The organism is Marinobacter vulgaris (genome assembly GCF_003344045.1).
GTDB lineage: Bacteria > Pseudomonadota > Gammaproteobacteria > Pseudomonadales > Oleiphilaceae > Marinobacter > Marinobacter vulgaris.
The window spans coordinates 290,455-315,383 of record NZ_QFWX01000006.1 but is presented as its reverse complement, the minus strand read 5'-3'; the positions used below and the strand labels follow the sequence as shown (position 1 = coordinate 315,383).

Here is a 24,929-nt window from a genome sequence, read left to right as displayed (position 1 = left end):
GATGTCACACCAGTCTGATCTGATTGCCGAAGATATTCAGGCCTACCTGAAGCAACACGAGAACAAGGAACTGCTGCGCCTGTTGACCTGCGGCAGTGTGGACGACGGCAAAAGCACGCTCATTGGGCGCCTGCTCCACGACACCAAGATGATCTACGAAGATCACATGGCCAGCCTCAAGACCGACAGTGCCAAGATGGGCACTACCGGCGAGAAGCTGGACCTGGCTCTACTGGTCGACGGGCTGCAGGCAGAGCGGGAACAGGGCATCACCATTGATGTCGCCTACCGCTACTTCTCCACCGACAAACGCAAGTTCATCATTGCCGACACCCCGGGCCATGAACAGTACACCCGCAACATGGCTACTGGCGCGTCGACCGCCCAGGTGGCGATCCTGATGATCGATGCCCGTTACGGGGTGCTGACCCAGACCCGACGCCATTCTTACATTGCGTCCCTGCTGGGTATCCGCCACATTGTGGTGGCCATCAACAAGATGGATCTGGTGGATTACAGTGAAGAACGCTTCAATGAAATCAAGGATGACTACCTGGCCTTCGCCAACAAGCTGGGCCTGAAGGACATCCGCTTTGTGCCGATTTCTGCCCTTGAGGGGGACAATGTCGTCAACAAAAGCGAGCATACCCCGTGGTTCACGGGCCAGCCACTGATGGAAATTCTGGAAACTGTCCAGGTTTCCCACGACAAGAACCTGGAGCACTTCCGCTTCCCGGTGCAGTACGTCAACCGGCCCAACCTGAACTTCCGCGGCTTCTGCGGCACCATCGCCTCCGGCGTAGTCCGCCCCGGCGACAAAGTGATGGCCCTGCCCTCGCGGCGCACCAGCACCGTCAAGGATGTGGTGACGTTCGACGGCAATCTGGAAGAAGCCTACATTGATCAGGCGGTGACGCTGACCTTAACCGACGAAATCGATGTCAGCCGCGGCGATATGCTGGTGAAGGCCGAGGACGAGCCGGAAGTGGGCAATCGCTTTACCGCCAATATCGTGTGGATGACTGACGGCCCGCTGGAGACCGGCCGGCTTTACGACATCAAGCTCGGCCCGACGTTTACCTCCGGGACGGTCAAAAACATTCATCACCAGACCGATGTGAATACGCTGGAGAAGAACGACAATCCTGCTGCCCTTCAGCTGAATGAGATTGGCCTTTGCGAGCTGACCCTGAGCCAGCCCATTGCGTTTGACGCCTACCCGCGTAACCACGCCACCGGCAGTTTCATTGTAATTGACCGGCTGACCAACGTGACCATTGGCGCGGGCATGATCGCCGGCACCGCAGGCACGGTTGAGTCGCTGGACCCGGTGACCAGCGAGGAGCGTGAGCGCCGCCTGGCTCAGAAACCGGCCATCATTGCCTGTAATGGCAAAAAGGCTTCGGCGTTGGCACTGGCGGTTGAGCGTGCTTTGTTTGACCAGGGTAAGACGTCCGTCGTGCTGACCGAGGACAATGCCGGGGATGCTGACGACCGTCGTCGCGTCGCCCAGGTGGTGAGCGCTCACGGTCTGGTTGCCATTGCGGTGAATCTGGGCACCGATGTGGCTTCGGCGGCTGTTTCTGCGGATGACGATCAGGAAATCACCGATGCGGTCAATTCGCTGGTTCAGGACCTGATGCGGAACAAACGGGTATAGTCTGGCGGCCCGGCCTTGAGATAGCCCCTTTGGTCTGCAGCCTAGTGGCTGGTTCGGGGGCGGGGGTGCCCTTTCTTTGGAAAAAGAACTCGCTGCGCTCAGACACCTTTTTCTGGCAGAAAAGGCACCCCCACCCCCGAACCGATCGCACCTGATCAACCATCCCACCCATTCCAACCTTCCCTAAAACCCCCGAAAATCCATTACAATCCCACCCCCTGAAGGTTTACCCTCAGAACCTCTCTCGTATTACCAAGCAAGGACTCGATAACTCCATGGCCATCAAACACCTCCGCACCCTCTTCGCCAGCCAGCTCCAGCCCGGACAACCGGCACAGGTTCGCCCCGGTGAGGCCCTGTCCGAGCCCGGTGGCGACTATGAGGCCCTTCACAAGCAGATGAAGCGTCTGTTCAACAGCAAGCCGGGCAAGAAATACGGGCGTTTTTCAGAGGACATTGGCGAATCGCCATTCAGTGCCTGGCTGAAGGATTATCTGGAAGACAGGCAGAGTTTTACCTCCCTGACCGACCGCATTTTCGGCCAGTGGCAGGAATTGCTGAACGGCAGTCAGGAGGAGCATGAGGGGCATCTGATGCTGGTGCACGAGGCTCTGGCGGATGGGGAGATAATGTATCTGCTGGTGCTGGAAAGCGACAGCGCTCTGCGGTTTGATGGCCAGCAGTCGCTGGACACAACCGATGTGCTCAGCCTGTCCCGGCTGAACCTGGCGGTGCGTATCGAGCTGGAGGACTGGCAGAACGATAACCCCGGGGAGAATTACCTGACGCTGGTTCATGCCCGTGGCAGTGGGGAGCCGGGCGAGCTGTTTATCCGCTTGTGCGGTTTTACTAATCAGGTGGACGTGGAGAAGGAAACCCTGACGTTCATGGATGCGGTGGAAGCCTTTGCCAAGTCGTCAGAGCCTGAAGAAGCGGGCAAGATTCGTGCGCGGGCCTATGAGTTTTCCAAGGAGCAGCATGCCCTGGGCGAACCGGTGGCTATCGAGGCGCTGTCAGGTTATCTGGATGAGGATCAGCCGCAGCGATTCAAGGAGTTTGCCAGTGAGACGGCCGAGCTTCCGGAGAGCGGGGTGTTGCATCCGGATCATCGCAAAGTGAAGAAGCTGGTGCGGATTGCGGGGTCCGGTGGCGGCATGAGTGTATCGTTTTCGTCCGATCTGGTGAATCAGGCGGTCTACTATGACCGTGACAACGATGCGTTGACGATTACCAGGCTGCCGAAGGCTTTGCGGGAGCAGTTGCAGCGGTATCTGGAAAGTCGCGACGATTGAGGTTGCTGGCCCGCCAACCTGATGGTTTTGAGGCAGACTCTCTGGCCTGGTGGCTTTGGGGCTGGCCCCGCCGCGGGGGTGCATTTTCTTCTGGAAAAAGAACTCGCTGCGCTCGGACACCTTTTTCCGGCAGAAAATGCACCCCCACACCGTGACCGATTAGGCGATGCAAGTTAATCTCCCCTATTCAGATTCGTTGATGGTGACTTTTTTATCAGTCCATCTTGGGCGGTTTGCGCGGAGTTTCCGGACTTCCCGCATCCAGCCTACGCCATCAACCAGTTCACCGGTTTCCGGGTCGATAGGCGGATAGGGAAGCTTGCGGTCGTCGCAATAGCGTTTTACGACCGGCTGGCACCAGCAGAACAGCAGGCGTTTGTACTCTTCGTCCGGTAGCCGGCGGTAGTCATACAGCCCTGCCAGTTTTCGTTGCCGTTGCGCCTCTGCGAGGATAATGGCGCAGGCTGACGATACGTTCAGTGACTCCACCATGCCCATCATGGGAATCACGATGTGCTCGTCGGCCTGTTCGGCGGCGCTGTCACTGACGCCGTCCACTTCGTTGCCCGTGACCACTGTGCAGGGCACGGTGAAATCCGCTTCCCGGTAGTCTATTGCGCGATCAGACAGCTGTGCGGCGTAGATTTTGTGCCCCTGCCCTTTTAACGCCGACACGGCTTCATCCATGCATGGATGAGTATGGGTCGTTACCCAGTTATAGCTGCCACCAGCGGTTTTACGGAATGCGCGAAAGCCTTCCCGCGGCCATACCACGTGCATGTTGGCCAGGCCGAAGGCGTCGCAGGAGCGCATGATGGCCGAGAGGTTACGCGGTTTGTGGACCTGGTCAGTGAGGACGCTGAGGTCGGGTTGGCGGGTATTGAGGGTTTGTTTGATTCGGGTCAGGCGTTCGGGGGTCATGGTTATATGGGATCAGGTTTGGCACATTAATTGAGGAAGCCAATAGTACCACAGCCGATTTAGAGGATTGCCGAGACAGAGGTGGTTGCGGAATGATCACCCCGTTATAATGGCCAGCTGACTTTTTTGCGCGCCAGTACTGACCTTCCGGCGCAAACCATACACCACCATGCACCAAAAGCGTTGAAACACATGGCCAAGAAGCTGTACATCAAGACCCATGGCTGCCAGATGAACGAGTACGACTCATCTAGAATGGCAGACCTGCTGCGTTCCGGTGAAGCGGTCGAAATGACCGACTCACCGGATGACGCCGACATTCTGCTGCTCAATACCTGCTCCATTCGGGAAAAAGCCCAGGACAAGGTGTTTCACCAGCTCGGTCGCTGGAAAAAGCTGAAAAACAGCAAGCCGGACCTGATCATCGGTGTAGGCGGCTGCGTGGCCAGCCAGGAAGGCCAGGCGATCATCGACAGGGCGCCCTTTGTGGACATGGTCTTCGGCCCGCAAACCCTGCACCGCCTGCCGGACATGATCACCGAAGTGCGTGCCAAGGGTAACGGTGTCGGCGTGGTGGACGTCAGCTTCCCGGAAATCGAAAAGTTCGACAACCTGCCAGACCCCGGCGCCGACGGCCCCTCCGCGTTTGTCTCGATCATGGAAGGCTGCAGCAAGTATTGCACCTTCTGCGTGGTGCCCTACACCCGCGGTGAAGAAGTCAGCCGCCCGGTGGATGATGTGATCGCGGAAGTGGCTCACCTGGCCGGCCAGGGCGTGCGGGAAGTAAACCTGCTGGGCCAGAACGTGAATGCGTACCGTGGCGAGACCCACGATGGCGACGTCATGGACATGGCCGAGCTGGTGTCCGTGATCGCCACCATCGACGGCATTGACCGCATCCGTTACACCACCTCTCACCCGGTGGAGTTCTCGGACTCGCTGATCGAGGCCTATGAGCAGGTGCCGGAACTTGTCAGCCACCTGCACCTGCCGGTCCAGAGCGGCTCCGATCGCATCCTGTCAGCCATGAAGCGCGGTCACACAGCACTGGAGTACAAATCCAAACTCCGCCGCCTGCGCAAGATCCGCCCGGACATCAGTTTTTCCTCGGATTTCATCATCGGCTTTCCGGGAGAGACCGAGAAGGACTTTGAAGACACCATGAAACTGATCAACGATATCGGCTTCGATGTGTCATTCAGCTTTATCTACAGCGCCAGACCCGGCACCCCGGCGGCGGACCTGCCGGATGACACGCCGATGGACGTGAAGAAACAGCGCCTGAGCATCCTGCAGGAGCGAATCAACCAGCAGGCCATGGACATCAGCCGGAAAATGGTTGGCACAACCCAGCGCATCCTGGTCACAGGCCTGTCCAAGAAGGACCCGGGCGAGTATGCCGGCCGCACCGAGAACAACCGTATTGTGAACTTCCGGCATGAAAATCCGGAGGTGGTAGGGCACTTTATCGATGTGGAGATTCGGGAGGCGATGCCTAACTCTCTGCGGGGTGTGCCTGTCAGTTCGGAGATGTTCTAGGATTGGGCCCCATTCGTCCGGGTTTCGGTGAATGGCGAGTGGTGGATTACAACTTCGTCTATCCCGACCTACTTGTAATTGTGCATGGGGGCCTGCAAATAGAATGTAAAGGACGCTGGCCGGAGGGCCTTTCCAAAAACGTGGAGCGCCAGGGATGGCGCGACCGAGCCCCCATGGACGGGTTTACGGGCGTTTTTTGGAAAGGCCCTCCGGCCAGCGTCCGACAGCACCAATCATGAAATGCCTACTCCCTGAAGTCCTGGGAGTCATTAAAACGGAGCACTTTTGAACGCCAACGATCACAGACAATTTGACCTGCATCCGGTCGACCAGCACCGGCTGACCACGCTGTGCGGCCAGTTCGATGAGCACCTGAAACACATCGAACGACGCATGAACGTGAAGATTGGCCGCCGTGGCCACCATTTCCGGGTGGAGGGTGAAACCGAACACGTGGCTGCGGCCACCGAGGTTATCCGGCATCTTTACCGGGAAACCGAGGCCACTGACGATATCTCGCCGGACATGGTCCATCTGTTTATCCGCGAGACCGGCTTCGAACGACTGGCGGATGATGTGCCTTACAACGGCGCGGTAACGGTCATCAAGACTCCCAAGCTGCAGGCCAAGCCCCGCGGTGAGAACCAGCAGAAATACGTGCATAACATCCGCACCCACGATGTGAACTTCGGCATTGGCCCGGCCGGTACCGGTAAGACCTGGCTGGCTGTGGCCTGTGCGGTTGAGGCCCTGAAAGACGAGCAGGTGAAGCGCATCCTGCTGGTCCGGCCCGCGGTGGAAGCCGGCGAAAAGCTCGGCTTTCTGCCTGGCGACCTGGCGCAGAAGGTGGACCCCTACCTTCGCCCCCTTTATGACGCGCTCTACGAAATGCTCGGCTTCGAGCACGTCACCCGACTGATCGAGAAAAGCGTGATTGAAATCGCACCGCTGGCGTTCATGCGCGGCCGCACCCTGAACAATTCGTTTATCATTCTGGACGAAAGCCAGAACACCACCCGTGAGCAGATGAAGATGTTCCTGACGCGGATCGGATTCGGCTCCACAGCCGTCATTACCGGCGATACCACCCAGGTGGATCTCCCGCGGGGCCAGAATTCCGGGTTGATCCATGCGGCGGGGGTGCTGAGCAAGGTGTCCGGTATCGGTTTCACACGATTCGAGTCCCGGGATGTGGTGCGCCATCCGCTGGTTCAGCGGATTGTTGAGGCTTACGATTCCCTGGACGATGGGAGTGCGACAGGCGCGTGATTGAGCTGACGGTGGATTTACAGCGGGTGGTTGAGACGCCAGGGTTACCGGCGGACACCGACCTTGAGCACTGGGCACAGGCAGCATGGCTGGGCGAGGATCCATCAGAGGTGACAATTCGTATCGTTGCCAGTGATGAAAGTGCCGAGCTGAACAACCAGTATCGCGGGAAATCTGGGCCAACCAATGTGCTGTCCTTCCCATTTGAGGCGCCAGCCGGTATAACAGTTCCGTTGGCCGGTGATCTGATCATTTGCGCCCCGGTTGTCGAGAAAGAGGCGGCCGAGCAGAAAAAAACACTGACGGAACACTGGGCCCATATGGTGGTGCACGGTATGTTGCACCTTCAGGGCTACGACCATATTGACGATGACGATGCCGGGGTCATGGAAGCCCTCGAGATCCGGTTGCTCGGGCAACTCGGGTTCAGCAATCCTTACGAAACAGAGGAAACGGAAAAAGACTCATGAACGACGATCAGTCGAGTCGCAGTCAGGGCAGCAGCAAGTCCTGGCTGGAGCGTATATCACAGGCTTTCTCCAGCGGGCCTGAGTCCGTCGAGGACGTGCTGGAAATCCTGCGGGACGCCGAGTCCCAGAACATCATCGATACCGATGCCATGAGCATCATCGAAGGTGCCATGCAGGTGATCGACATGCGGGTTGATGAAATTATGATTCCCCGCTCCCAGATGGTCACCGTCAAGGCATCTCAGGATCCGAAAGAATTCCTGGGCGAAATCATCTCATCTGCCCACAGCCGCTTTCCGGTCATTGGCGACAGCCAGGACGATGTCATTGGTGTGCTGCTCGCCAAAGACCTGCTACCACTGGCCCTGAACAACGACCTCCACTGGAACCGCATCCGCGAAATTTTGCGCCCGCCCACCTTCGTGCCGGAAAGCAAGCGCCTGAACCAGTTGCTGAAAGAATTCAAGGAAACCCGCAATCACATGGCCATCGTGGTGGATGAATACGGGGGTACCGCCGGCCTGATCACCATCGAGGATGTGCTGGAGCAGATTGTCGGGGAAATCGAGGACGAACACGACTTCGATGAAGAAACCCACATCAAGGCCCGTGGCGATGGTACCTATGCCGTCAAGGCGGTCACGCCGGTCGACGACTTCAACGAATGCTTCAACACCGAGCTGGACGAGGAGGAGTTCGATACTATCGGTGGCGTTGTGCTCAAGGAATTCGGTCATCTGCCCAGACGGGGCGAGTCGGTGGAGTTTGGCGGGCTGCAGTTTACCATTGCCAATGCCGACAATCGTGTCATCCGTCTGTTGCAGGTAACACGCGTCGATGACGAGTAACACGCCTCGACAAACCGCAGCGCTGAGGTCGTCCTTGTCAGAACAACCGTGGCTTCGGGCCGTCGTTCTTCTGATCGCCGGGGCCATGCAGACCCTGACCTTTTCCCCCTTCAACTGGTGGTGGCTGGGGCCGGTATCCGTTGCGCTGATCCTGCTCTGCTGTTTGCCACTGGCCCCGAAAAAACTGTTCCGGGCCGGCTGGCTGGTGGGTCTCGGGCTGTTCGGCACCGGCGCAAGCTGGGTTTACGTCAGCATCAGCGAGCACGGCAACACATCGGTGCCTTTGGCCATCATTCTCACGACCATCTTCGTGGCGGGACTCGCCCTGGTTCCCGGCCTGGCCTTCTGGGCCTGGGGAAAGCTGGCCAAAGACAGCACAGTCAGACGGCTGATCCTGTTTCCGGCAGTCTGGATTCTCGGTGACTGGATCCGCGGCTGGCTGCTGACCGGCTTCCCCTGGCTCTATCTGGGCACTGCGCACGTTGACGGCCCTCTGGGCGGGTTTGCCCCCCTGGTCGGCGTTCACGGCGTCACGTTCTGGATCACGGTCACCGGCTGCGGGATCATCGCCTGTTGGTGGCTGGCCAGGAACACCCGCTATGCCAGCGCCTCGATCGTGGCGGTTGTGGCCCTGCTGCCCTGGATCACCGGCCCGGCACTCTCAAACGTGCAGTGGACCACTCTCGATGAAGAACCGACCACCTTCGCCGCTATGCAGGGCAACATCCCCCAACAGATCAAGTGGGACCCGGACTTTCTTCGGGACCAGATCGTGGCTTACCTGGAGCTGACGGAAGACCACTGGGACAGCGATCTGATCCTGTGGCCGGAGACCGCCATCCCCATTCCCCAGGACCAGGCCGGAAAAGTGATTGATCACATCGGTGAGGAACTGGGCGAAAACAGCACGCTGATCACCGGCATTCCCTGGTATGGCTTCAGCGACCGTGTGGAAGACTTTACTTTCCACAACAGCATCATGGCCATCGGCAATGGCAGTGGCATCTACCACAAGCAGAAGCTGGTGCCCTTTGGTGAATACGTACCACTACAACAGTGGCTGCGTGGCCTGATCGGTTTTTTCGATCTGCCCATGTCCAGTTTCAGCCGGGGCCCTTCCAAGCAGTCGCCACTGGACGCCAATGGCACCAGCGTCATGCCGTTCATCTGCTACGAAGTGGCCTACCCGAACTTCGTCGCCAGCAACGCCCGTAACAGCGGCCTGTTACTGACGATCAGCAATGATGGCTGGTTCGGCGATTCCATCGGCCCACTGCAGCACTTGCAGATTGCCCGCATGCGAGCGCTGGAAACCGGTCGTTACATGCTGCGGGGCACCAATAATGGTGTCACCGCGATCATCGACCACAAGGGTCAGATCACAGAAACCATCCCCCAGTTTGAACGCGCTGTGCTCACGGGTGAGGTCTACGCCGCGGAGGGTAATACGCCCTACATGCAGTCCAGCTCCTGGCCGGTGCTGACGCTGGCGGCCATTCTCATCGTGTTTGTGCGGGTGCGGGTGATTCCGAAGAACTGATTTCGTTGACCTTCTAGGCCCGGGGTAAACGGGTAGCCTGCCTGCTGGGTGCCTGGACACGGGGCGGGGCACTCTTTTCTTTGGAAAAAGAACTCGCTGCGCTCGGACACCTTTTTCTGGCAGAAAAGAGTGCCCCACCCCATGTCCGTTCCGGCTCCGTAATGATCTCCCGCAGGTCGGATTACGACTTCGTCTGATCCGACCTACGCCGAGCTATCCCACCTACTCCTGTTCCGGCTTACGGGGCCAACGGCTGGTGACGCGCTCGTAATAGTGGGAGCCGCAGGCTTCGCAGGGTTCCAGGTGATTTGTGGCTGTCAGGCAGCGCATATGACCGCAGTTGAGGCATTTAAACATGCCCGCTGTCGCCACTTCGCCGCTGATGTACTGGCTGGGGGCGTGTTTCTCGAGTTTCTGGCTCAGCTCGAGGGTGTCGACCTTGGTCTTGTCTGCCACTGAGAACAGCATATCCGCCAACTGGTGCTCCAGCAGGGAGATGTCCAGTTGCAACCACTCTTTCAGGCCTTCGCCGGTTTCCTCCACAAAGTGCAGCAGGTGCTCCAGATCGCGCTGCAGGTAGGCACCCAGCAGGTCCGCCTCCTCTCGGGTCATTTCTTTCAGTTCGTATTCAAATTCCACCGCCCGCTGGATTTCTTCTTCCAGGGTATCGCGGGTAGTGTCCTCCATCTCACTGAGCCGGGACTGTACTCGTTCCAGCATGCGGTCGTAAGCCTCAAGGGCCTTGCCTGAGAGGTGATTGCGTTCTGGTTCGGTCATGGCTGCTCCCTAATGGTGTACGGGAAGAGTGGGTATGGCAGACCAGGGCACGCTGTGAATACGTCCGTGTACGCTTGACAAAAACATCCCTGTTTTTGACATCCCTGATCTGCCATACCCACTCTCCCCTATATAGAACTGGTTTGGCAACTTGCTCCACGAGTCTTGGCGGCCAGCCCCACCTGCCCGCCTTCACCACTGAGCATGGCACAGTGTGAGCAAATTGGCAGACTACCTGTTAAGCCTTGTGTGCGTTAGAATGTCCGGCCGCTTCGCACATCTTTTTGATACAGGGTAACTTTGGTAATGGCAGGAATGGACCAGCAATACAATCCCCGCGATGTTGAACAGCAAGCCCGCACCTACTGGGAAGAAAATAACACCTTCACGGTAAAGGAAGAACCGGGCAAGCCCAAATATTATTGCCTGTCCATGTTCCCCTACCCCAGCGGCAAACTGCACATGGGACACGTACGCAACTACACCATCGGCGACGTGATCTCCCGCTACCAGCGCATGCAGGGCAAAAACGTGATGCAGCCCATGGGCTGGGATGCCTTTGGCCTGCCCGCTGAAAATGCCGCCATTGCCAACAAGACCGCGCCGGCGAAGTGGACACACGCCAATATTGCCTACATGAAAAACCAGCTCAAACAGCTGGGCTTCGGTTACGACTGGAACCGGGAGCTGGCCACCTGCAAACCGGACTACTATCGCTGGGAACAGTGGTTCTTCGCCCGCCTGTACGAAAAAGGCCTGGTTTACAAAAAAATGTCCACCGTTAACTGGGACCCCATCGACCAGACCGTGCTGGCCAACGAACAGGTGGTTGATGGTCGCGGCTGGCGCTCTGGTGCCCTGGTGGAACAGAAGAAAATCCCCCAGTGGTTTATCCGCATCACCGACTACGCCGAGGAACTGCTGAACGATCTTGATCAGCTGGAGGACTGGCCCGAGCAGGTCAAGACCATGCAGCGTAACTGGATTGGCAAATCCACCGGCACCGAGCTGACCTTCCCGCTCAAGGGCCGTGACGATGTGCTGGATGTCTACACCACCCGCCCGGATACCCTGATGGGCGTCACCTATATGGCGGTAGCGGCGGAGCACCCTATTGCCAGGGCGGCGTCCGAGCGTTATCGGGAAGTGGCTGAATTTGTGGACCAGTGCCGCAACAGCAAGGTTGCCGAAGCCGATATGGCGACCATGGAGAAAAAGGGGATTGATACCGGTTACAAGGCCATTCATCCGCTGACCCAGGAAGAGATTCCGGTGTACGTCGCCAATTTCGTGCTGATGGAATACGGCACCGGTGCACTGATGGCGGTGCCCGCTCACGACGACCGGGACCATGAATTCGCCATCAAGTACCGCCTGCCCATCAAGCAGGTGATCGCGCCCGTTGATAATCGCGAAATCGACACCCAGGAAGAAGCGTTCACCGAGAAAGGCATTCTGGTGCTGTCCGGCAAATACAACGGCCTGACCAGCGCGGAGGCCTTTGACGCCATCGCCGACTATCTGGAAGAGAACGGCATCGGCAAACGCACGGTCAACTACCGTCTCCGCGACTGGGGGGTCTCTCGCCAGCGTTACTGGGGTGCCCCGATTCCGATGATGACTCTGGAAGACGGCACCGAACGCCCGGTACCTGACGACCAGCTGCCGGTTATCCTGCCTGAGGATGTCACCATGGACGGCGTTCAGTCGCCTCTCAAGGCCGATCCGGAGTGGGCCAAAACCAGTTACGAGGGCCAGCCCGCTACCCTGGAAACCGATACCTTCGACACCTTCATGGAGTCGTCCTGGTATTACGCCCGTTTCTGCAGCCCCAACTACGATAAAGGCATGCTTGATCCGGATGCAGCCAACTACTGGCTGCCGGTGGACCAGTACATCGGTGGCATCGAGCACGCCATTCTGCACCTGCTGTACGCGCGGTTCTTTCACAAACTGCTGCGGGACGTGGGGCTGGTGAACAGTTCCGAGCCCTTCAACCGTCTGCTTTGCCAGGGTATGGTGCTGGCTGAGACCTACTACCGCGAAGACGACAACGGCGGCAAGGTCTGGATTTCCCCCGCGGATGTAATAACCGAAAAAGACGAGAAGGGCCAGGTGGTCCGTGCCGTTCACAAGGATGACGGGCAGCCGGTAGTTTCCGGTGGTGTGACCAAGATGTCCAAATCCAAGAACAATGGCATTGACCCCCAGGCCATCATTGACGAGCACGGGGCTGACACGGTTCGCCTGTTCATGATGTTTGCCGCACCGCCCGAGCAATCCCTGGAATGGTCCGACAGCGGCGTAGAGGGTGCACACCGTTTCCTCAAACGCCTGTGGCGCATGGTGAGCGAGCATACCGCGAATCCCACGGTTCCGTCTTTGGATAGCGCCGTCCTCAATGAGGGCCAGCGTAACCTTCGCCGCAAGACCCATGAAACCATCGCCAAGGTTAGTGACGACATCAGCCGACGGCTGACGTTCAATACCTCGATTGCAGCCGTGATGGAACTGCTGAACGAGGTCGGCAAGCTCGGGGACGACGAGCCGCAAAGCCGGGCCGTGCGCCAGGAAGCCCTGGATACCGCCGTGTTGATGCTGTCACCCATCGCTCCACATATCTGCCACCAGCTGTGGCACGCACTGGGGCATGCCGAGCCGGTTGTGGACGCCTCCTGGCCCACCGCCGACAAGGACGCCATGGTTCGCAGCGAGATCCAGATCGTGCTGCAGGTAAACGGCAAGGTCCGGGCCAAGGCCGAGGTCCCGGCAAATATTGAAAAAGATGCCCTGGAAGCCCTCGCCCTGGAAAACGAAAATGTCGTGCGCTTCACCGAAGGCAAGACCGTTCGCAAGGTTATTGTGGTACCGGGCAAACTCGTTAACGTGGTGGCCAACTGATATGACACCGTCGGCCGGCTTCCTGATTCGTTCCACGGCGGCAGTAGCCCTGTCCCTGCTGATTGCAGGGTGTGGCTTCCAGCTGCGGGGAGCCCCGCCGGTGTCATCGGCTTTACAGCCATTGGCCGTGGCCTGCACTGATAACGTTCCCCAGCAACTGTGTGACGGGGTTCGGGAGCAACTGGAGCTGGGCCGGATTGAGCTGAAGCCCGCCGCAGAGGCGGACTTTGCTCTTAAAATCAGTAATTTCCGTCAGCAGCGCCGCGCCAGCGCGATAACCCAGCGCGCCGCTGCCGCCGAATACACATTGACACACACCGTCGATGTGGAAGTGCTTACCGCCGATAACATCCCGCTGATTGAACCGGCCAATCTCAACAGCAGTGAAACCTATCGTTACGACGAGTCCAATGTGCTTGCCAAGCAACGGGAAGAGGACGATTTGCAGCAAAAGCTCTACGATCGCCTGGCTCAGCAGATTATCTTCCGCCTGGCACCGATCGATGAGGCTCGCATTCAACGCATGCGACGGGATGCAGAAGAGGCCCGCGGCGAAGATACTGAACCCGCTCCATGAAGACACAGGCAAATCAGCTCCCCCAATTGCTGCAAAAGGGCCTGTCCCCCGTCTATCTGATATCGGGGGATGAGCCACTGCTGGTTCAGGAATGCTGCGACCAGATCCGCAAGGCGGCCCGCACGGCCGGCTTTGAAGACAGGGTTACCTTTCACGCGGACCAGCAACTGGACTGGAACAGGGTCGGCGAGGAATTCGGAGCGCTGTCACTGTTCGCCGAAAAGCGGCGCATCGAAATACACCTGCCCACGGGCAAGCTTGGCGACGGCCGCGCGGTCATGGAAAGCGTGTTGCAGAATCCACCGGACGACATCGTCCTGCTGTTGATCAGTACTCGCCTCGATGGGGCGGAAACCCGCCGCAAATGGTACAAGGAGCTCCAGAATAAGGGCGTTCATGTGCCCGTATGGCCCATTGATGCAGACAAGTTTCCCGGATGGTTGCAACAACGGGCCCGCAACCACGGCCTCAGCCTCACCCGCGGCGCCCTCGACATTCTCGCGGAACGTCTGGAGGGCAACCTGCTGGCGGCAAGCCAGGAACTGGATCGCCTGGCTTTGCTGGGGTCCGGCACCACCATTGATGAAGAAACCGTGGAGCAGGCGGTCCAGGACAGTTCCCGCTTTAACGGATTTGAACTGGTCACAGAGCTTCTCGCCGGCAGGGCGACCCACGCCCGGAAAATCATCGGTGTATTGCAGCAGGAAGGTGAAAATCCATTGGGACTGCTGACAGTGCTCGCCAGGGATCTGAACCTGACCATGGAACTGGCTATCGCCACCGCCAAACGAGAAAACACCTCCGGTTTCCTGAAAAAACGGGGGGTATTCCAGCCACAGCGCGCGCGGGCTGTCGAGCAGGCAGCCAGACGCCTGAACCGTCGCCAACTGATGGCGGCACTGGAGTTGTGCAGTGCCACGGATCGCGCCGCCAAAGGCTTTGATAGCCTGCCGCCCTGGCACTACCTTCAGGACATGATCACCCTGCTGGCCAGGCCCGCCTGACCCACATCAAAACAATCGCAATACTCGCGCGCTCCACTTGACAGTTTTTCACTTTCGGTAGCATGGTATAGCCTCCAGCCATCAAAGGAGGTGTGTGATATGGGTTTCCAGGATGACCTGAAACAACTGTCGGAAAAAATAAAGCAGTATCGTGACGAGGCTCGCGTACAGATGCATCTGGCCAGGGAAGACGTGAAAGACGAATGGGATGATCTGGAAAAGGATTGGGAGCGTTTTCGTGGCAAACTCGACGGCATCCTGCATGGCGCCGATGATGCGTCAAAAGAAGCACGCCAGACTGCCCACAAGCTTGGTGAAGACCTGAAATCGGGCTACCAGAACATCCGTAGCCGACTGAAGTAAGGTGTTAGCCCGTTAACAGATAGCCAGGGATATCCGCCAAAAGGCTATGCGTAAAAAGGCAGACTCGAGAGTCTGCCTTTTCATTTTTCGCCAGGAGGCTCAGAACTCCTCGGCAGTCAGCGCCATCATGGAGCCGCTGCCACTGCGAATCCCTTCTGCCAGCGCCACTGTCTTGGGCAAAAGGCGATCGAAGTAGAAGCGTGCGCTCTTCACCTTGCCGGTGTAGAAGCCGGAGGTATCGCCCTCGGCCTTGGGCGCAGCTGCTTTCACGATTTTCGCCCACATATACCCCAAAGCGGTCAGACCGAACAGGTCGAGGTAATCAACCGAAGCCGCGCCAACAGCATCGGGATTGTCACCGGCCTGCTTGATCACATGCTCGGTCACGTCGGACAACCGCTCGAAGGCGGCCGCCAGTGGCTCCAGGTAGGGGCGCATGTTGTCGTCGCCGCTGTTCTCTTCGATGAAGGCGGCCACGTCCTCGGCAAACAGTTCGTACAGTCTGCCCTGGCTGCCGACGACTTTCCGACCCATGAGATCCAGTGCCTGGATGCCATTGGTGCCCTCGTAGATCTGGGTGATACGGCAGTCACGAACCAGCTGCTCCTGACCCCATTCCCGGATAAACCCATGGCCACCAAAAACCTGTTGGCCCATGATACAGGCATCCAGGCCGCGGTCCGTCAGGAAGGCTTTTGCAACCGGCGTCAGTAACGCCACCATGCCTTCGGCGTGCTTGCGGCGCTCATCATCGTCCGAGTACTTGGAGATATCCAGCCACTGGGCCACGTAGGTCGAGAAAGCACGACCGCCTTCCACGTAACCTTTCATGGTCAGCAGCATACGGCGGACGTCGGGGTGAACCAGAATCGGGTCAGCGGCCTTTTCAGGCTGCTGGGCACCGGTAGGCGCGCGGCTCTGGGTTCGCTCCAGGGCGTATTCCCGGGCACTCTGAAGGGACGCTTCCGCAGCGCCAATACCCTGAACACCCACGCCAAGCCGTTCATAGTTCATCATGGTGAACATGGCGGCCAGGCCTTTGTTCTCCTCGCCGACCAGCCAACCCCTGGCGCCATCAAAGTTCATCACACAGGTAGCGGAGCCCTTGATGCCCATCTTTTTCTCGAGAGAGCCACAGCTCAGGCTGTTACGCGCACCCAAAGAGCCATCTTCATTCACTTCGAACTTGGGCACCAGGAACATGGAGATACCCTTGGGGCCCTTGGGGGCGTCCGGCAGCTTGGCCAGCACCAGGTGGATGATGTTCTCCGCCATGTCGTGCTCGCCCCAGGTGATAAAGATCTTGGTGCCGGTCACGCTGTAGGAGCCATCGTTGTTGGGCTGGGCTTTGGTACGGATGATGCCCAGGTCAGTACCGGCGTGGGGCTCAGTCAGATCCATGGCACCGGACCAGACCCCGGAGTACATGTTCGGCAGGTACTTTTCCTTGAGCTCCTGGCTGCCATGGGCGTCCAGGGCCAGGCAAGCGCCCGCGGTCAGCATCGGGGCAAGGCCAAAGGCCATATTGGCCGCCTGCATCATTTCCTCGAACTGGGCCACGAGTGTTTTCGGCATGCCCATGCCACCGAATTCCGGATTGCCACCCAGTCCGTTCCAGCCGCCTTCAACGATGGTCTGGTAGGCCTCACGGAAGCCGTCCGGCGTCGACACTTCGCCATCGTTCCACTTGCAGCCCTGCTCGTCACCTTCGCGGTTCAGGGGAGCGAGAACACCGCTGGTAATCTTGCCCGCCTCTTCCAGAATGGCATCGGCGGTCTCCGGGTCGACATTTTCTGCCACTTTCGGCAGTGATGCCCATAGCGCCGGCGCGTCAAAAACTTCATTCAGAACGAAGCGCATATCACGTAAAGGTGCCTGATAATCGGCCATCTACAATCTCTCCACAATTCCACAATTCAGTCAGTCTGCGAAGTGAACACACTTGAGCCACCGGCCCTGATCACTTCCTCGGCTATGTGTCCGCTCGGGTTATTTTTATGGTTTCTATTCTACCCTAATGACGCCCCCAACTCATGAGGTACCGGCGGCCAATTCATGAAAAAAGCCCGCCTCCTGGGAGAGCGGGCTTTCTCGGTTTCCTGAAACCCGCCTCAGAGGACGAAGGCTTCTTCCGGCATGTCCATCAGGCTGTCGGCACCGGCCAGCATGCTCTCTGCATGCCCCCTGGCGCGCGGCAGCATGCGCTTGAAGTAGAAGCGTGCTGTCTGCAGCTTGGCGTTATAGAACATTTCCTCGGTGGTACCTTCCTCCATCTTGTCCTGTGCCACCTTGGCCATACGGGCCCAGAGGTAGGCAAAAACGGCGTAACCGGAGTACATCAGGTAGTCCACAGAGGCGGCGCCCACCTCTTCCCGGTTCTTCATGGCGGTCATGCCGATCTTCATGGTCAGGTCGCCCCATTCCTTGTTCAGGGCTGCCAGCGGCTCGATAAATTGCTTGAGCTGCTCGTTATCGGCGTTTTCCTTGCAGAAAACGTGAACCTGCTTGGTGAAACCTTTCAGTGACTCGCCCTGGGTCATCAGGACCTTGCGGCCCAGCAGGTCCAGTGCCTGGATGCCGGTGGTACCTTCGTAGATCATGCCGATGCGGGCGTCACGAACGTTCTGTTCCATGCCCCACTCGGAGATGAAGCCGTGGCCGCCGTATACCTGCATGCCAAGATTGGCTGCTTCATAGCCGATCTCGGTCAGGAAGGCCTTGGCAATCGGCGTCAGAAAGCCAAGGGCTTCGTCTGCGGCCTTGCGCTCTTCCTCGGTCTTGCCGTTATGAACAATGTCAGCCTGTTGCGCGGTCATATAGATCAGCGCGCGGGCGCCTTCGGCAATGGCTTTCTGGGTCAGCAGCATACGACGGACGTCCGGATGAACGATGATCGGGTCTGCAATACCCTCGGGGTTTTTTGCCCCGCTGAGGGAGCGCATGGCGAGACGGTCCTTGGCGTAGGTTACCGAGCCCTGGAGACCCAGCTCCGCCGCACCCAGCCCCTGAATCGCGGTACCGATGCGGGCAACGTTCATGAAGGTGAACATGCAGTTCAGGCCCTTGTTCTCCGGCCCGATCAGCCAACCCCTGGCACCGTCGAAGTTCATCACGCAGGTCGCATTGCCGTGAATACCCATCTTGTGCTCGATGGAGCCACAGGAAACGGCATTACGCTCTCCGGAGGAACCGTCTTCGTTCGGCAAGCGCTTGGGGACGATAAACAGGGAAATTCCCTTGGTACCCTCAGGCGCGCCCGGCAGACGGGCCAGTACGATATGGACAATATTCTCCGCCATGTCGTGCTCGCCGGCGGAGATGAAGATCTTGGTTCCGGTGATGGCGTAGGTGCCGTCGGCATTGGGCTCGGCCTTGGTGCGCAGGGTGCCCAGGTCAGAACCGCAATGGGGCTCGGTCAGACACATGGTGCCGGTCCACTCGCCACTGATCAGCTTGGTGAGGTAGGTTTGCTTCTGCTCTTCGGTACCGTGCTCTTCGATGGTGTTGGTCGCGCCGTGGCTCAGCCCGGGATACATTCCCCAGGACCAGTTCGACGTGCCCACCATCTCGCTCATGACCAGACCGAGGGAATGCGGCAGGCCCTGGCCGCCGTAGTTGGGATCCGCTGTCATGGAGGGCCAGCCGCCTTCCACGTACTGCTGGTAGGCTTCCTTGAAACCGGTTGGCGTTTTCACACCGTCTTCGCTCCAGGTACAGCCTTCTTTGTCGCCCACCTGGTTCAGCGGAGACAGAACCTGCTCACAGAATTTCGCACCTTCCCCGATAATGGCGTCGACCATATCCGGCGTCGCATCTTCGGCGCCTTCCAGATTGGCGTAGTGCTGCTCGCTGTCCAGCAGTTCATTCATTACGAACTTAATGTCACGCAGGGGCGCTTTGTAGTCAGGCATGGTATTCCACCTCAGGTTTTCGGTAACAGCTGCGAAACGGTCACAGCACTTTGCCGCGGGGTTTGCTCATGCGGCGCAGCGATTATGCTGCACCGCGAATAAAACACTTGTTTGAAACATACGTTTAGAGGGGCAGAATTGTCAATAGCCGTGCCCGAAATTTGTGTTGCGTTTTGTGGAGGGATTTACCGTGTTTGGCGGGCGAGAGAGCGGCAATTCACTGTGAAAGCTTGGGGTTATCAGGCGGTTGCCATAAACCGGGAGTTGGTTACTTCGTTGACAGCGCTATTTTCGTTGAAGTCCGCAACGGTCTGGTAGGCACTGGCTGCGTTACGGGATTCCCGGTTAGCCTGGTCGCTACCATCGCCGCCTCCGGGCGATGCAACATCCTTCTGCCCGCCAAGCTCTGACGATAATTCGGACTGGGCCTGCAACATCAGCTGCATGGCCTCGGCCGCAACAGCCCGATCCTGGGGAGAAGGCTCCGCAGGTGCAAGTGCCGCGGCCCTGACCACCCGCATCTTTTCTATGGTCGCCTGTGGGTCGCCCTGAACCGGAGAGGTGTCAATGGATACTTCGCCGCCGACTGCGTATTGAGCACCGTCGGGGCCACGTTCATAGACGTAGGAAATGGATCCGGCATATTGCCCACCCGCAGCCTGATGAGCCGTCTCATGGGCGCGGACCTCACGGTCACGTGCTTTCAGGTCAGACAGTTCCTGCAGCTCAGCCTCTTGCAGGCCCGATGCATTATCTGACCCGGAGCGTTGCGGGCGCGCACCATCGCCGGCGTTCCTGTCGTCGCTGATGGTTCTGATTGTGGGGGCTCTTTCAGAATCAGCAGAGGCAGGTTCGCTGCCCGTCTGCCGGGCTGGGTCGGCGGCCCCGACGCCCGGGAGGGGATACACTGGAGCCACGGAGGGAAGAGAGCCGGGAATCATCATGTCAGCGATTCAGGTAACCGGAAGAGGCGACGGTGAGGCCACCGCCAGAAGGATTCAGGCCTTGATATCCAGCAACGTGCCAAGGGTTTCATCGGCAGTCTTCACCACCTGGGCAGAAGCCTCAACGCTGCGTTCATAGAGTTTGAGATCAACGATTGGCTCAACCAGGCCCCCGGCCCCTTCGGCTGTGCCCTGAGGGCCATCCGCGCCACCCCGGGCAATCTGACGGGCAGCATTCTCCATGCCCTGCATGCCACTCTGAATGCCCTGAATACCAAGTCCCAGCGTATTGTTGATCATAACTGCTTTGTCCAATGACCATTAATTGACTCAAGTAAGCCACATTTCTGGTCAATTTTCAAACAAACAATTCACATTCAGGCTGGTCGCCAGAATCTGTGGGTCGGCATGTTCCAGCCATGGCAGTACCCCCATGCAGGGAGCCGCGAGATGGTTGACCAGGTAGTCCAGGGTTTCCTGCTCACAGGTCATGATCTCCGGACCCGGCCGGTTGGCCACCCAGCCGGCAACAGTCAGCCCGTCACGGCGGATGGCTTCGACGGTCAGCAGGGCGTGATTGATGCACCCGAGCTTCAGGGGAACAACCAGTATCACCGGCATTTGCAGCGCCACCGGCATGGCGGCATAGGTTTCCCGGTCATTGAGCGGCACTCGCCAACCGCCAGCACCCTCTACCAGCAACAGGTCCGACGGGCGCATCTGCAGGCCGCGACAGAACCCCACCAGGCGTTGCGCCGTGACAGTGCGGCCTGCCTGGGCTGCCGCAACATGTGGGGCGATAGCCGGCTTCAGCGCTATCGGATTAACCTGGTCATAGCCCAATGGCTCGGACATGGCCTTCATCAGAATCAGCGCATCCTCATTGCGCAGACCTTCCGGCGTTTCGTCACACCCGGAGGCAACCGGCTTCATGGCTAGCGTGCGCTTGCCCAGAGACGCCGCCGCCTCAAGGATGGCCGCAGAGACCATGGTTTTGCCCACGCCGGTGTCGGTTCCTGTCACAAAATAGCTTTTTCTGGCCATGGCCGCGGTAACTCCGATATCAGTCCGGCAGGCGGCAGGTCAGCCATGCTGCCTTGTAAGTTGCGTAGACCCGGCCATCACTTCCTTTCGGGTAATGCTGGCACATGGCCCGTAAACGTCCCGGCGCTGTTGCGTTGCGGCGACGGGACGAGCCCTTGAAACCGGCCCCGATGGCTTTCAGCTCTGCCAGCAGGGCCATTGGCGACGGATAATCCAGGACAATGGATTCGGTAGCAATGCGCGGCGCCGGCAGCACTTCAAGAGCCTGCCGGCGAAAGCCATCCCCGCTTTCGAAGCGGTTAACATGCTCATGGCCCGGGTCAGCCTGGTGCCAGGCGCCACGCAACTCATCCAGTGTGCCGTCCAGCAAGGTTGATATACACAGTTGCCCGCCGGGGCGCAGTATCCGACGACACTCGGCCAACACGCCGGCCGTGTCATCGCACCACTGGATCATCAGGTTGCTGAAAACCACATCCAGGCTGTTGTCCCCGAGCGGCAGGGATTCGGCATCTGCGACCAGCCAGCGAATAGCCGGGGCTCCAGTGGCACGGGCATACCCCAGCATGCCCGGCGACAGGTCTGCTCCGGTCACGGAACGCCCGGCACCGCCAGCCAACTCCGCGAGCTGTCCGGTAAACCAACCGGTGCCACATCCCAGGTCCAGGATCCGGCAGCCACCACCGGCCTCCCGGAGGCAGCCCTGCTCCGACAACTGGTCGAGCATGACCTGGCCCATGTAACGCTGTAAACGTGCTGCCGGATTGTAGGTTTTTGAGGCCGCCCCGAAATCCCTCGCAACAGCGGTTTTGGCAGCACCGCGCGAGGACGCTGTCGCCGGATTTGTGGGCACCGTCAGATCTGCCATGAATCCCCCGTACTGAAAGCGAACCGATGAATCTCCTCACGACAGCGCGCAACCGCCTGCCCCCGGGGCCAGTGGGTCATTCCGGGCACGGTGATCACATTGGCGCTCCGGGCCGGCGCGAAGGACCCGGCCCAAGACCGGACAACGGCGTCCTGTTCCGCCTGAAGGTGCAGCGCAGGCACCGGCAGCTCCTGCCACAAGCCCCGCTGGTCTTCCCTTTCCAGCCACTCAAGACCCCGGATCAGACTCGCTGACGTTACCGAAGCCCCCTGTTTCAGCCAGGGCTGAAGCTCCTTGCGGGCCTTGAGATAATCTTCACAACCATGAATCAACAGTTGCTGGAAATGGCGCCAGGCCGGGCCGGTTTCGCTGGCAATGGCGTCTCTGAAGGTATTGAAGCTTTCAGCCGACATACCAACCGGCCAATCCGGGCCCGCCGTAAACCTGGGAAAGCCCGCAAGGGTAATCACCCTGGCCTCCTGCAAATCACTTTGTGCCGCCGCAGCCATGGCTACCTGCGCACCTTGGGACCAGCCCGCCCACACCGACGGACATGGGTAATGATCCAGCAGGTAATCCGCAACTTCGGCGACTGATTCGCACCGGGTCATTAGCGTATCGGTCAGTGACACCAGGTGAATTTCACCCGGCCAGCCGTCAAACAGCGGTAACAGCATGGCGGCATCAACGCCCCAGCCTCCAACCACAACCAGAGGGGTCTGATAAGCGGTCTGCGTCATACGGCCTCGGCAGAAGCCCGTTTTAACATCGGGCGACACTCAGCAAGAGCCGTGAGCAGTTTTTCCAGATCCGCTGTCGAATGGGCCGCGCTGAAGGTCACCCGCAAGCGCGCCTCACCCTCCGGTACCGTGGGCGGCCTGATGGCAGTTACCAGCAGGCCCTTCTGTTCCAGTGCCTTGCTCAGCGCAAGGGCTGTCCAGTTGTCGCCAACCATGATCGGCTGAATCGGGGTGCGGGACGGCATCAGTTCATAGCCCAGCGCAGTAGCCTCACGGCGAAAGTGTTCAATCAGCGACTGCAGATGGCTGCGGCGACTGTTTTCCCGCTCAATCAGATCGAGGCTGGCACAGGTCGCCAATGCAATCGCCGGGGGCATGGCGGTGGTGTAGATATAGGTCCGTGCCTTCTGCACCAGGTAGTCCATCAGCAATGCCGGACCGGCAACGAACGCGCCGCTGGTGCCGACAGCTTTACCGAGTGTTCCGATCAGCACCGGTACATCCTTTTCCGACAACCCCAGCTCGGCAACGCTGCCCCGACCCTGGGGGCCAAGCACGCCCACGCCATGGGCATCATCCACAACCAGAAGCGCATCGTGTACCCGGCACAGGTCAGCGAGTTCCTTCAAAGGCGCGATGTCGCCGTCCATGCTGAACACGCCGTCTGTTACCACCAGTTTGTGTCCGCCAGTGACTGCCAGCATATCCGCCAGAGCCCCCATGTCGCTGTGGGGATAGCGCCTCACCCTGGCACGACTGAGGATGCAGCCGTCAATAATGGAGGCGTGGTTGAGGCGGTCCGAGAAAACGGTATCGCCACGGCCGGCCAGTGCGGAAATCACACCCATATTGGCCATATAGCCGGTGGAGAAGAAAAGCGCAGCGCTGCGACCGGTAAATGCCGCCAGCCGGGCCTCCAACTGGTGGTGGCCATCGTGGTGGCCACAGATCAGGTGGGACGCCGCCCCACCGAGGCCCGTGTGGGGCATGGCATCGTTAACGGCACGAACAATATCCGGGTGGCTGGCCAACCCGAGATAGTCATTACTGCAGAAAGACAGCAGCGGCACGCCATCGGACACCAGTTCCGGCTGCTGGGGCCCGCTGATCACCCGGCGGGTACGGTAAAGCCCCGCCTGCTTCCGGTTTTCAAGCTCGGCCGCAAAATCACGCATGATCAGCTCTCACCGACGGTTACCTGTTTATGCGGATTCGCGGGTGGCATCGTAGAACATGTGGCGGGTCTGCTCATATTCCACCGCCCCGGTGATGGCTTCTTCCGCTTCCTGTTCAGTACAGTTCTGTTCGCGCAATTCCGGGCGAATACCCAGGCGATCGAACAGTTCACGGTCGGCATCGGCTTCCGGGTTCGCAGTAGTCAGCAGCTTTTCACCATAAAAAATGGAGTTGGCACCCGCCAGGAAGCACAGGGACTGCATCTGCTCGTTCATGTTCTCGCGACCGGCGGACAGGCGCACGTGGGAGGCCGGCATCATGATGCGGGCAACCGCAATGGTGCGGACAAAGTCAAACGGATCCAGGTCTTCCACGTCTTCCATGGGTGTACCCGGCACCTTCACCAGCATGTTGACCGGCACACTCTCCGGATGATGTGGCAGATTCGCCAGCTGCACCAGCAGGCCGACCCGGTCATCCGGGTCTTCACCCATACCCACAATGCCACCGCAGCAGACTTTCATGCCCGCGTTGCGAACGTTCTCCAGGGTGTCCAGACGATCCTGGTAGGTGCGGGTGGTGATGATGTGGCTGTAGTATTTCTCGGAGGTGTCCAGGTTGTGGTTGTAGTAATCCAGCCCGGCTTCAGCCAGTTCATCGGCCTGCTCCTGTTGCAGCATGCCAAGGGTCATACAGGTTTCCAGACCCAGGGATTTCACCTCGCGTACCATGTCCACCACATACCCCATGTCCTTCTTCGAAGGACTGCGCCAGGCTGCGCCCATACAGAAACGGGACGCGCCTTTTGCCTTGGCGGCTTTGGCTTCGGCAACCACCTTTTCGATTTCCAGCAGCTTTTCCTTTTCCAGACCGGTGTTGTAGTGGCCGCTCTGGGGACAGTATTTGCAGTCCTCCGGGCAGGCACCGGTCTTGATGGAAAGCAGTGTGCTGATCTGCACCTCATTGGGATCGAAGTGTTCGCGATGGACGCTCTGGGCACGGAACACCAGGTCGTTGAACGGCAGTTCGAACAGGGCGCGGGCTTCCTGCATGGTCCAGTCGTGACGGGGCAGGCTGGAAGGTAC

Annotated in this window: 22 protein-coding genes; 11 read left to right on the top strand and 11 right to left on the bottom strand. The window is 59.0% G+C overall.

All coding sequences use genetic code 11. The annotated features are described in order from the left end of the window. Window position 1 precedes the first annotated feature (1 nt). Window positions 2-1,660 (top strand): sulfate adenylyltransferase subunit CysN, encoded by a 1,659-nt coding sequence (gene cysN, locus DIT71_RS14920; RefSeq protein ID WP_114614008.1) that lies wholly within the window; start codon window positions 2-4, stop codon window positions 1,658-1,660. A 275-nt stretch (window positions 1,661-1,935) separates the two neighbouring features. Further along, on the top strand, window positions 1,936-2,952 hold the full coding sequence (locus tag DIT71_RS14915; protein WP_114614007.1) for a nucleoid-associated protein: 1,017 nt from the start codon (window positions 1,936-1,938) through the stop codon (window positions 2,950-2,952). Between the two features lie 183 nt (window positions 2,953-3,135). Here the strand turns inward: DIT71_RS14915 and trmH are convergent, their stop codons facing one another. After that, window positions 3,136-3,873 (bottom strand): tRNA (guanosine(18)-2'-O)-methyltransferase TrmH, encoded by a 738-nt coding sequence (trmH, locus tag DIT71_RS14910; protein WP_114614006.1) that lies wholly within the window; start codon window positions 3,871-3,873, stop codon window positions 3,136-3,138. Window positions 3,874-4,065: 192 nt separating this feature from the next. On the opposite strand from trmH, the gene miaB reads away from it, so the two are divergent. From miaB to lnt, 5 genes are all read left to right on the top strand, one after another. After that, complete coding sequence (miaB, locus tag DIT71_RS14905) at window positions 4,066-5,412, top strand: tRNA (N6-isopentenyl adenosine(37)-C2)-methylthiotransferase MiaB (RefSeq protein WP_114614005.1); 1,347 nt, start codon at window positions 4,066-4,068, stop codon at window positions 5,410-5,412. A 285-nt stretch (window positions 5,413-5,697) separates the two neighbouring features. Further along, window positions 5,698-6,681 (top strand): PhoH family protein, encoded by a 984-nt coding sequence (locus DIT71_RS14900; protein WP_114614004.1) that lies wholly within the window; start codon window positions 5,698-5,700, stop codon window positions 6,679-6,681. Then, window positions 6,678-7,151: an rRNA maturation RNase YbeY gene (ybeY, locus tag DIT71_RS14895; RefSeq protein ID WP_114614003.1), complete on the top strand. Its 474-nt coding sequence runs from the start codon at window positions 6,678-6,680 to the stop codon at window positions 7,149-7,151. Before DIT71_RS14900 ends, ybeY begins: the two co-directional genes overlap by 4 nt. Next, complete coding sequence (locus DIT71_RS14890; protein WP_114614002.1) at window positions 7,148-7,999, top strand: HlyC/CorC family transporter; 852 nt, start codon at window positions 7,148-7,150, stop codon at window positions 7,997-7,999. Before ybeY ends, DIT71_RS14890 begins: the two co-directional genes overlap by 4 nt. Beyond that, the gene (gene lnt / locus DIT71_RS14885; RefSeq protein WP_114614001.1) at window positions 7,989-9,539 is read left to right on the top strand and encodes an apolipoprotein N-acyltransferase; all 1,551 of its coding nucleotides are present in this window, start codon (window positions 7,989-7,991) and stop codon (window positions 9,537-9,539) included. The genes DIT71_RS14890 and lnt overlap by 11 nt, the downstream gene beginning before the upstream one ends. Before the next feature lie 222 nt (window positions 9,540-9,761). On the opposite strand, the gene DIT71_RS14880 is transcribed toward lnt, so the two are convergent. Continuing rightward, entirely contained in the window at window positions 9,762-10,316 is a 555-nt protein-coding gene (locus tag DIT71_RS14880; protein WP_114614000.1) for a zinc ribbon-containing protein, read from the bottom strand. A 315-nt stretch (window positions 10,317-10,631) separates the two neighbouring features. On the opposite strand from DIT71_RS14880, the gene leuS reads away from it, so the two are divergent. The 4 genes from leuS (at window position 10,632) to DIT71_RS14860 (ending at window position 15,161) form a co-directional block, all read left to right on the top strand. Continuing rightward, window positions 10,632-13,217 (top strand): leucine--tRNA ligase, encoded by a 2,586-nt coding sequence (leuS, locus tag DIT71_RS14875; protein ID WP_114614091.1) that lies wholly within the window; start codon window positions 10,632-10,634, stop codon window positions 13,215-13,217. A 1-nt stretch (window position 13,218) separates the two neighbouring features. Further along, complete coding sequence (locus DIT71_RS14870; RefSeq protein ID WP_114613999.1) at window positions 13,219-13,794, top strand: LPS-assembly lipoprotein LptE; 576 nt, start codon at window positions 13,219-13,221, stop codon at window positions 13,792-13,794. Continuing rightward, complete coding sequence (gene holA / locus DIT71_RS14865; RefSeq protein ID WP_114613998.1) at window positions 13,791-14,798, top strand: DNA polymerase III subunit delta; 1,008 nt, start codon at window positions 13,791-13,793, stop codon at window positions 14,796-14,798. The genes DIT71_RS14870 and holA overlap by 4 nt, the downstream gene beginning before the upstream one ends. Before the next feature lie 99 nt (window positions 14,799-14,897). Beyond that, window positions 14,898-15,161: a hypothetical protein gene (locus DIT71_RS14860; protein ID WP_114613997.1), complete on the top strand. Its 264-nt coding sequence runs from the start codon at window positions 14,898-14,900 to the stop codon at window positions 15,159-15,161. A 99-nt stretch (window positions 15,162-15,260) separates the two neighbouring features. Here DIT71_RS14860 and DIT71_RS14855 read toward each other — a convergent pair whose 3' ends face one another. The 9 genes from DIT71_RS14855 to bioB form a co-directional block, all read right to left on the bottom strand. Then, window positions 15,261-17,051, bottom strand: coding sequence for an acyl-CoA dehydrogenase C-terminal domain-containing protein (locus DIT71_RS14855; RefSeq protein ID WP_114613996.1), 1,791 nt, complete (start codon window positions 17,049-17,051; stop codon window positions 15,261-15,263). A gap of 221 nt (window positions 17,052-17,272) precedes the next feature. Continuing rightward, on the bottom strand, window positions 17,273-19,072 hold the full coding sequence (locus tag DIT71_RS14850) for an acyl-CoA dehydrogenase C-terminal domain-containing protein (protein WP_114613995.1): 1,800 nt from the start codon (window positions 19,070-19,072) through the stop codon (window positions 17,273-17,275). A gap of 239 nt (window positions 19,073-19,311) precedes the next feature. After that, complete coding sequence (locus tag DIT71_RS14845; RefSeq protein ID WP_114613994.1) at window positions 19,312-20,016, bottom strand: putative metalloprotease CJM1_0395 family protein; 705 nt, start codon at window positions 20,014-20,016, stop codon at window positions 19,312-19,314. A gap of 54 nt (window positions 20,017-20,070) precedes the next feature. Next, on the bottom strand, window positions 20,071-20,316 hold the full coding sequence (locus DIT71_RS14840) for a flagellar basal body rod C-terminal domain-containing protein (RefSeq protein ID WP_114613993.1): 246 nt from the start codon (window positions 20,314-20,316) through the stop codon (window positions 20,071-20,073). A gap of 51 nt (window positions 20,317-20,367) precedes the next feature. Further along, complete coding sequence (gene bioD / locus DIT71_RS14835) at window positions 20,368-21,060, bottom strand: dethiobiotin synthase (RefSeq protein ID WP_114613992.1); 693 nt, start codon at window positions 21,058-21,060, stop codon at window positions 20,368-20,370. Between the two features lie 19 nt (window positions 21,061-21,079). After that, entirely contained in the window at window positions 21,080-21,928 is an 849-nt protein-coding gene (locus DIT71_RS14830; protein WP_114613991.1) for a methyltransferase domain-containing protein, read from the bottom strand. Continuing rightward, entirely contained in the window at window positions 21,916-22,668 is a 753-nt protein-coding gene (locus DIT71_RS14825; protein ID WP_114613990.1) for an alpha/beta fold hydrolase, read from the bottom strand. Before DIT71_RS14825 ends, DIT71_RS14830 begins: the two co-directional genes overlap by 13 nt. Further along, on the bottom strand, window positions 22,665-23,843 hold the full coding sequence (gene bioF / locus DIT71_RS14820) for an 8-amino-7-oxononanoate synthase (RefSeq protein ID WP_114613989.1): 1,179 nt from the start codon (window positions 23,841-23,843) through the stop codon (window positions 22,665-22,667). Before bioF ends, DIT71_RS14825 begins: the two co-directional genes overlap by 4 nt. 27 nt (window positions 23,844-23,870) lie before the next feature. Beyond that, window positions 23,871-24,896 (bottom strand): biotin synthase BioB, encoded by a 1,026-nt coding sequence (gene bioB, locus DIT71_RS14815; protein ID WP_114614090.1) that lies wholly within the window; start codon window positions 24,894-24,896, stop codon window positions 23,871-23,873. Between the last annotated feature and the right edge of the window lie 33 nt (window positions 24,897-24,929).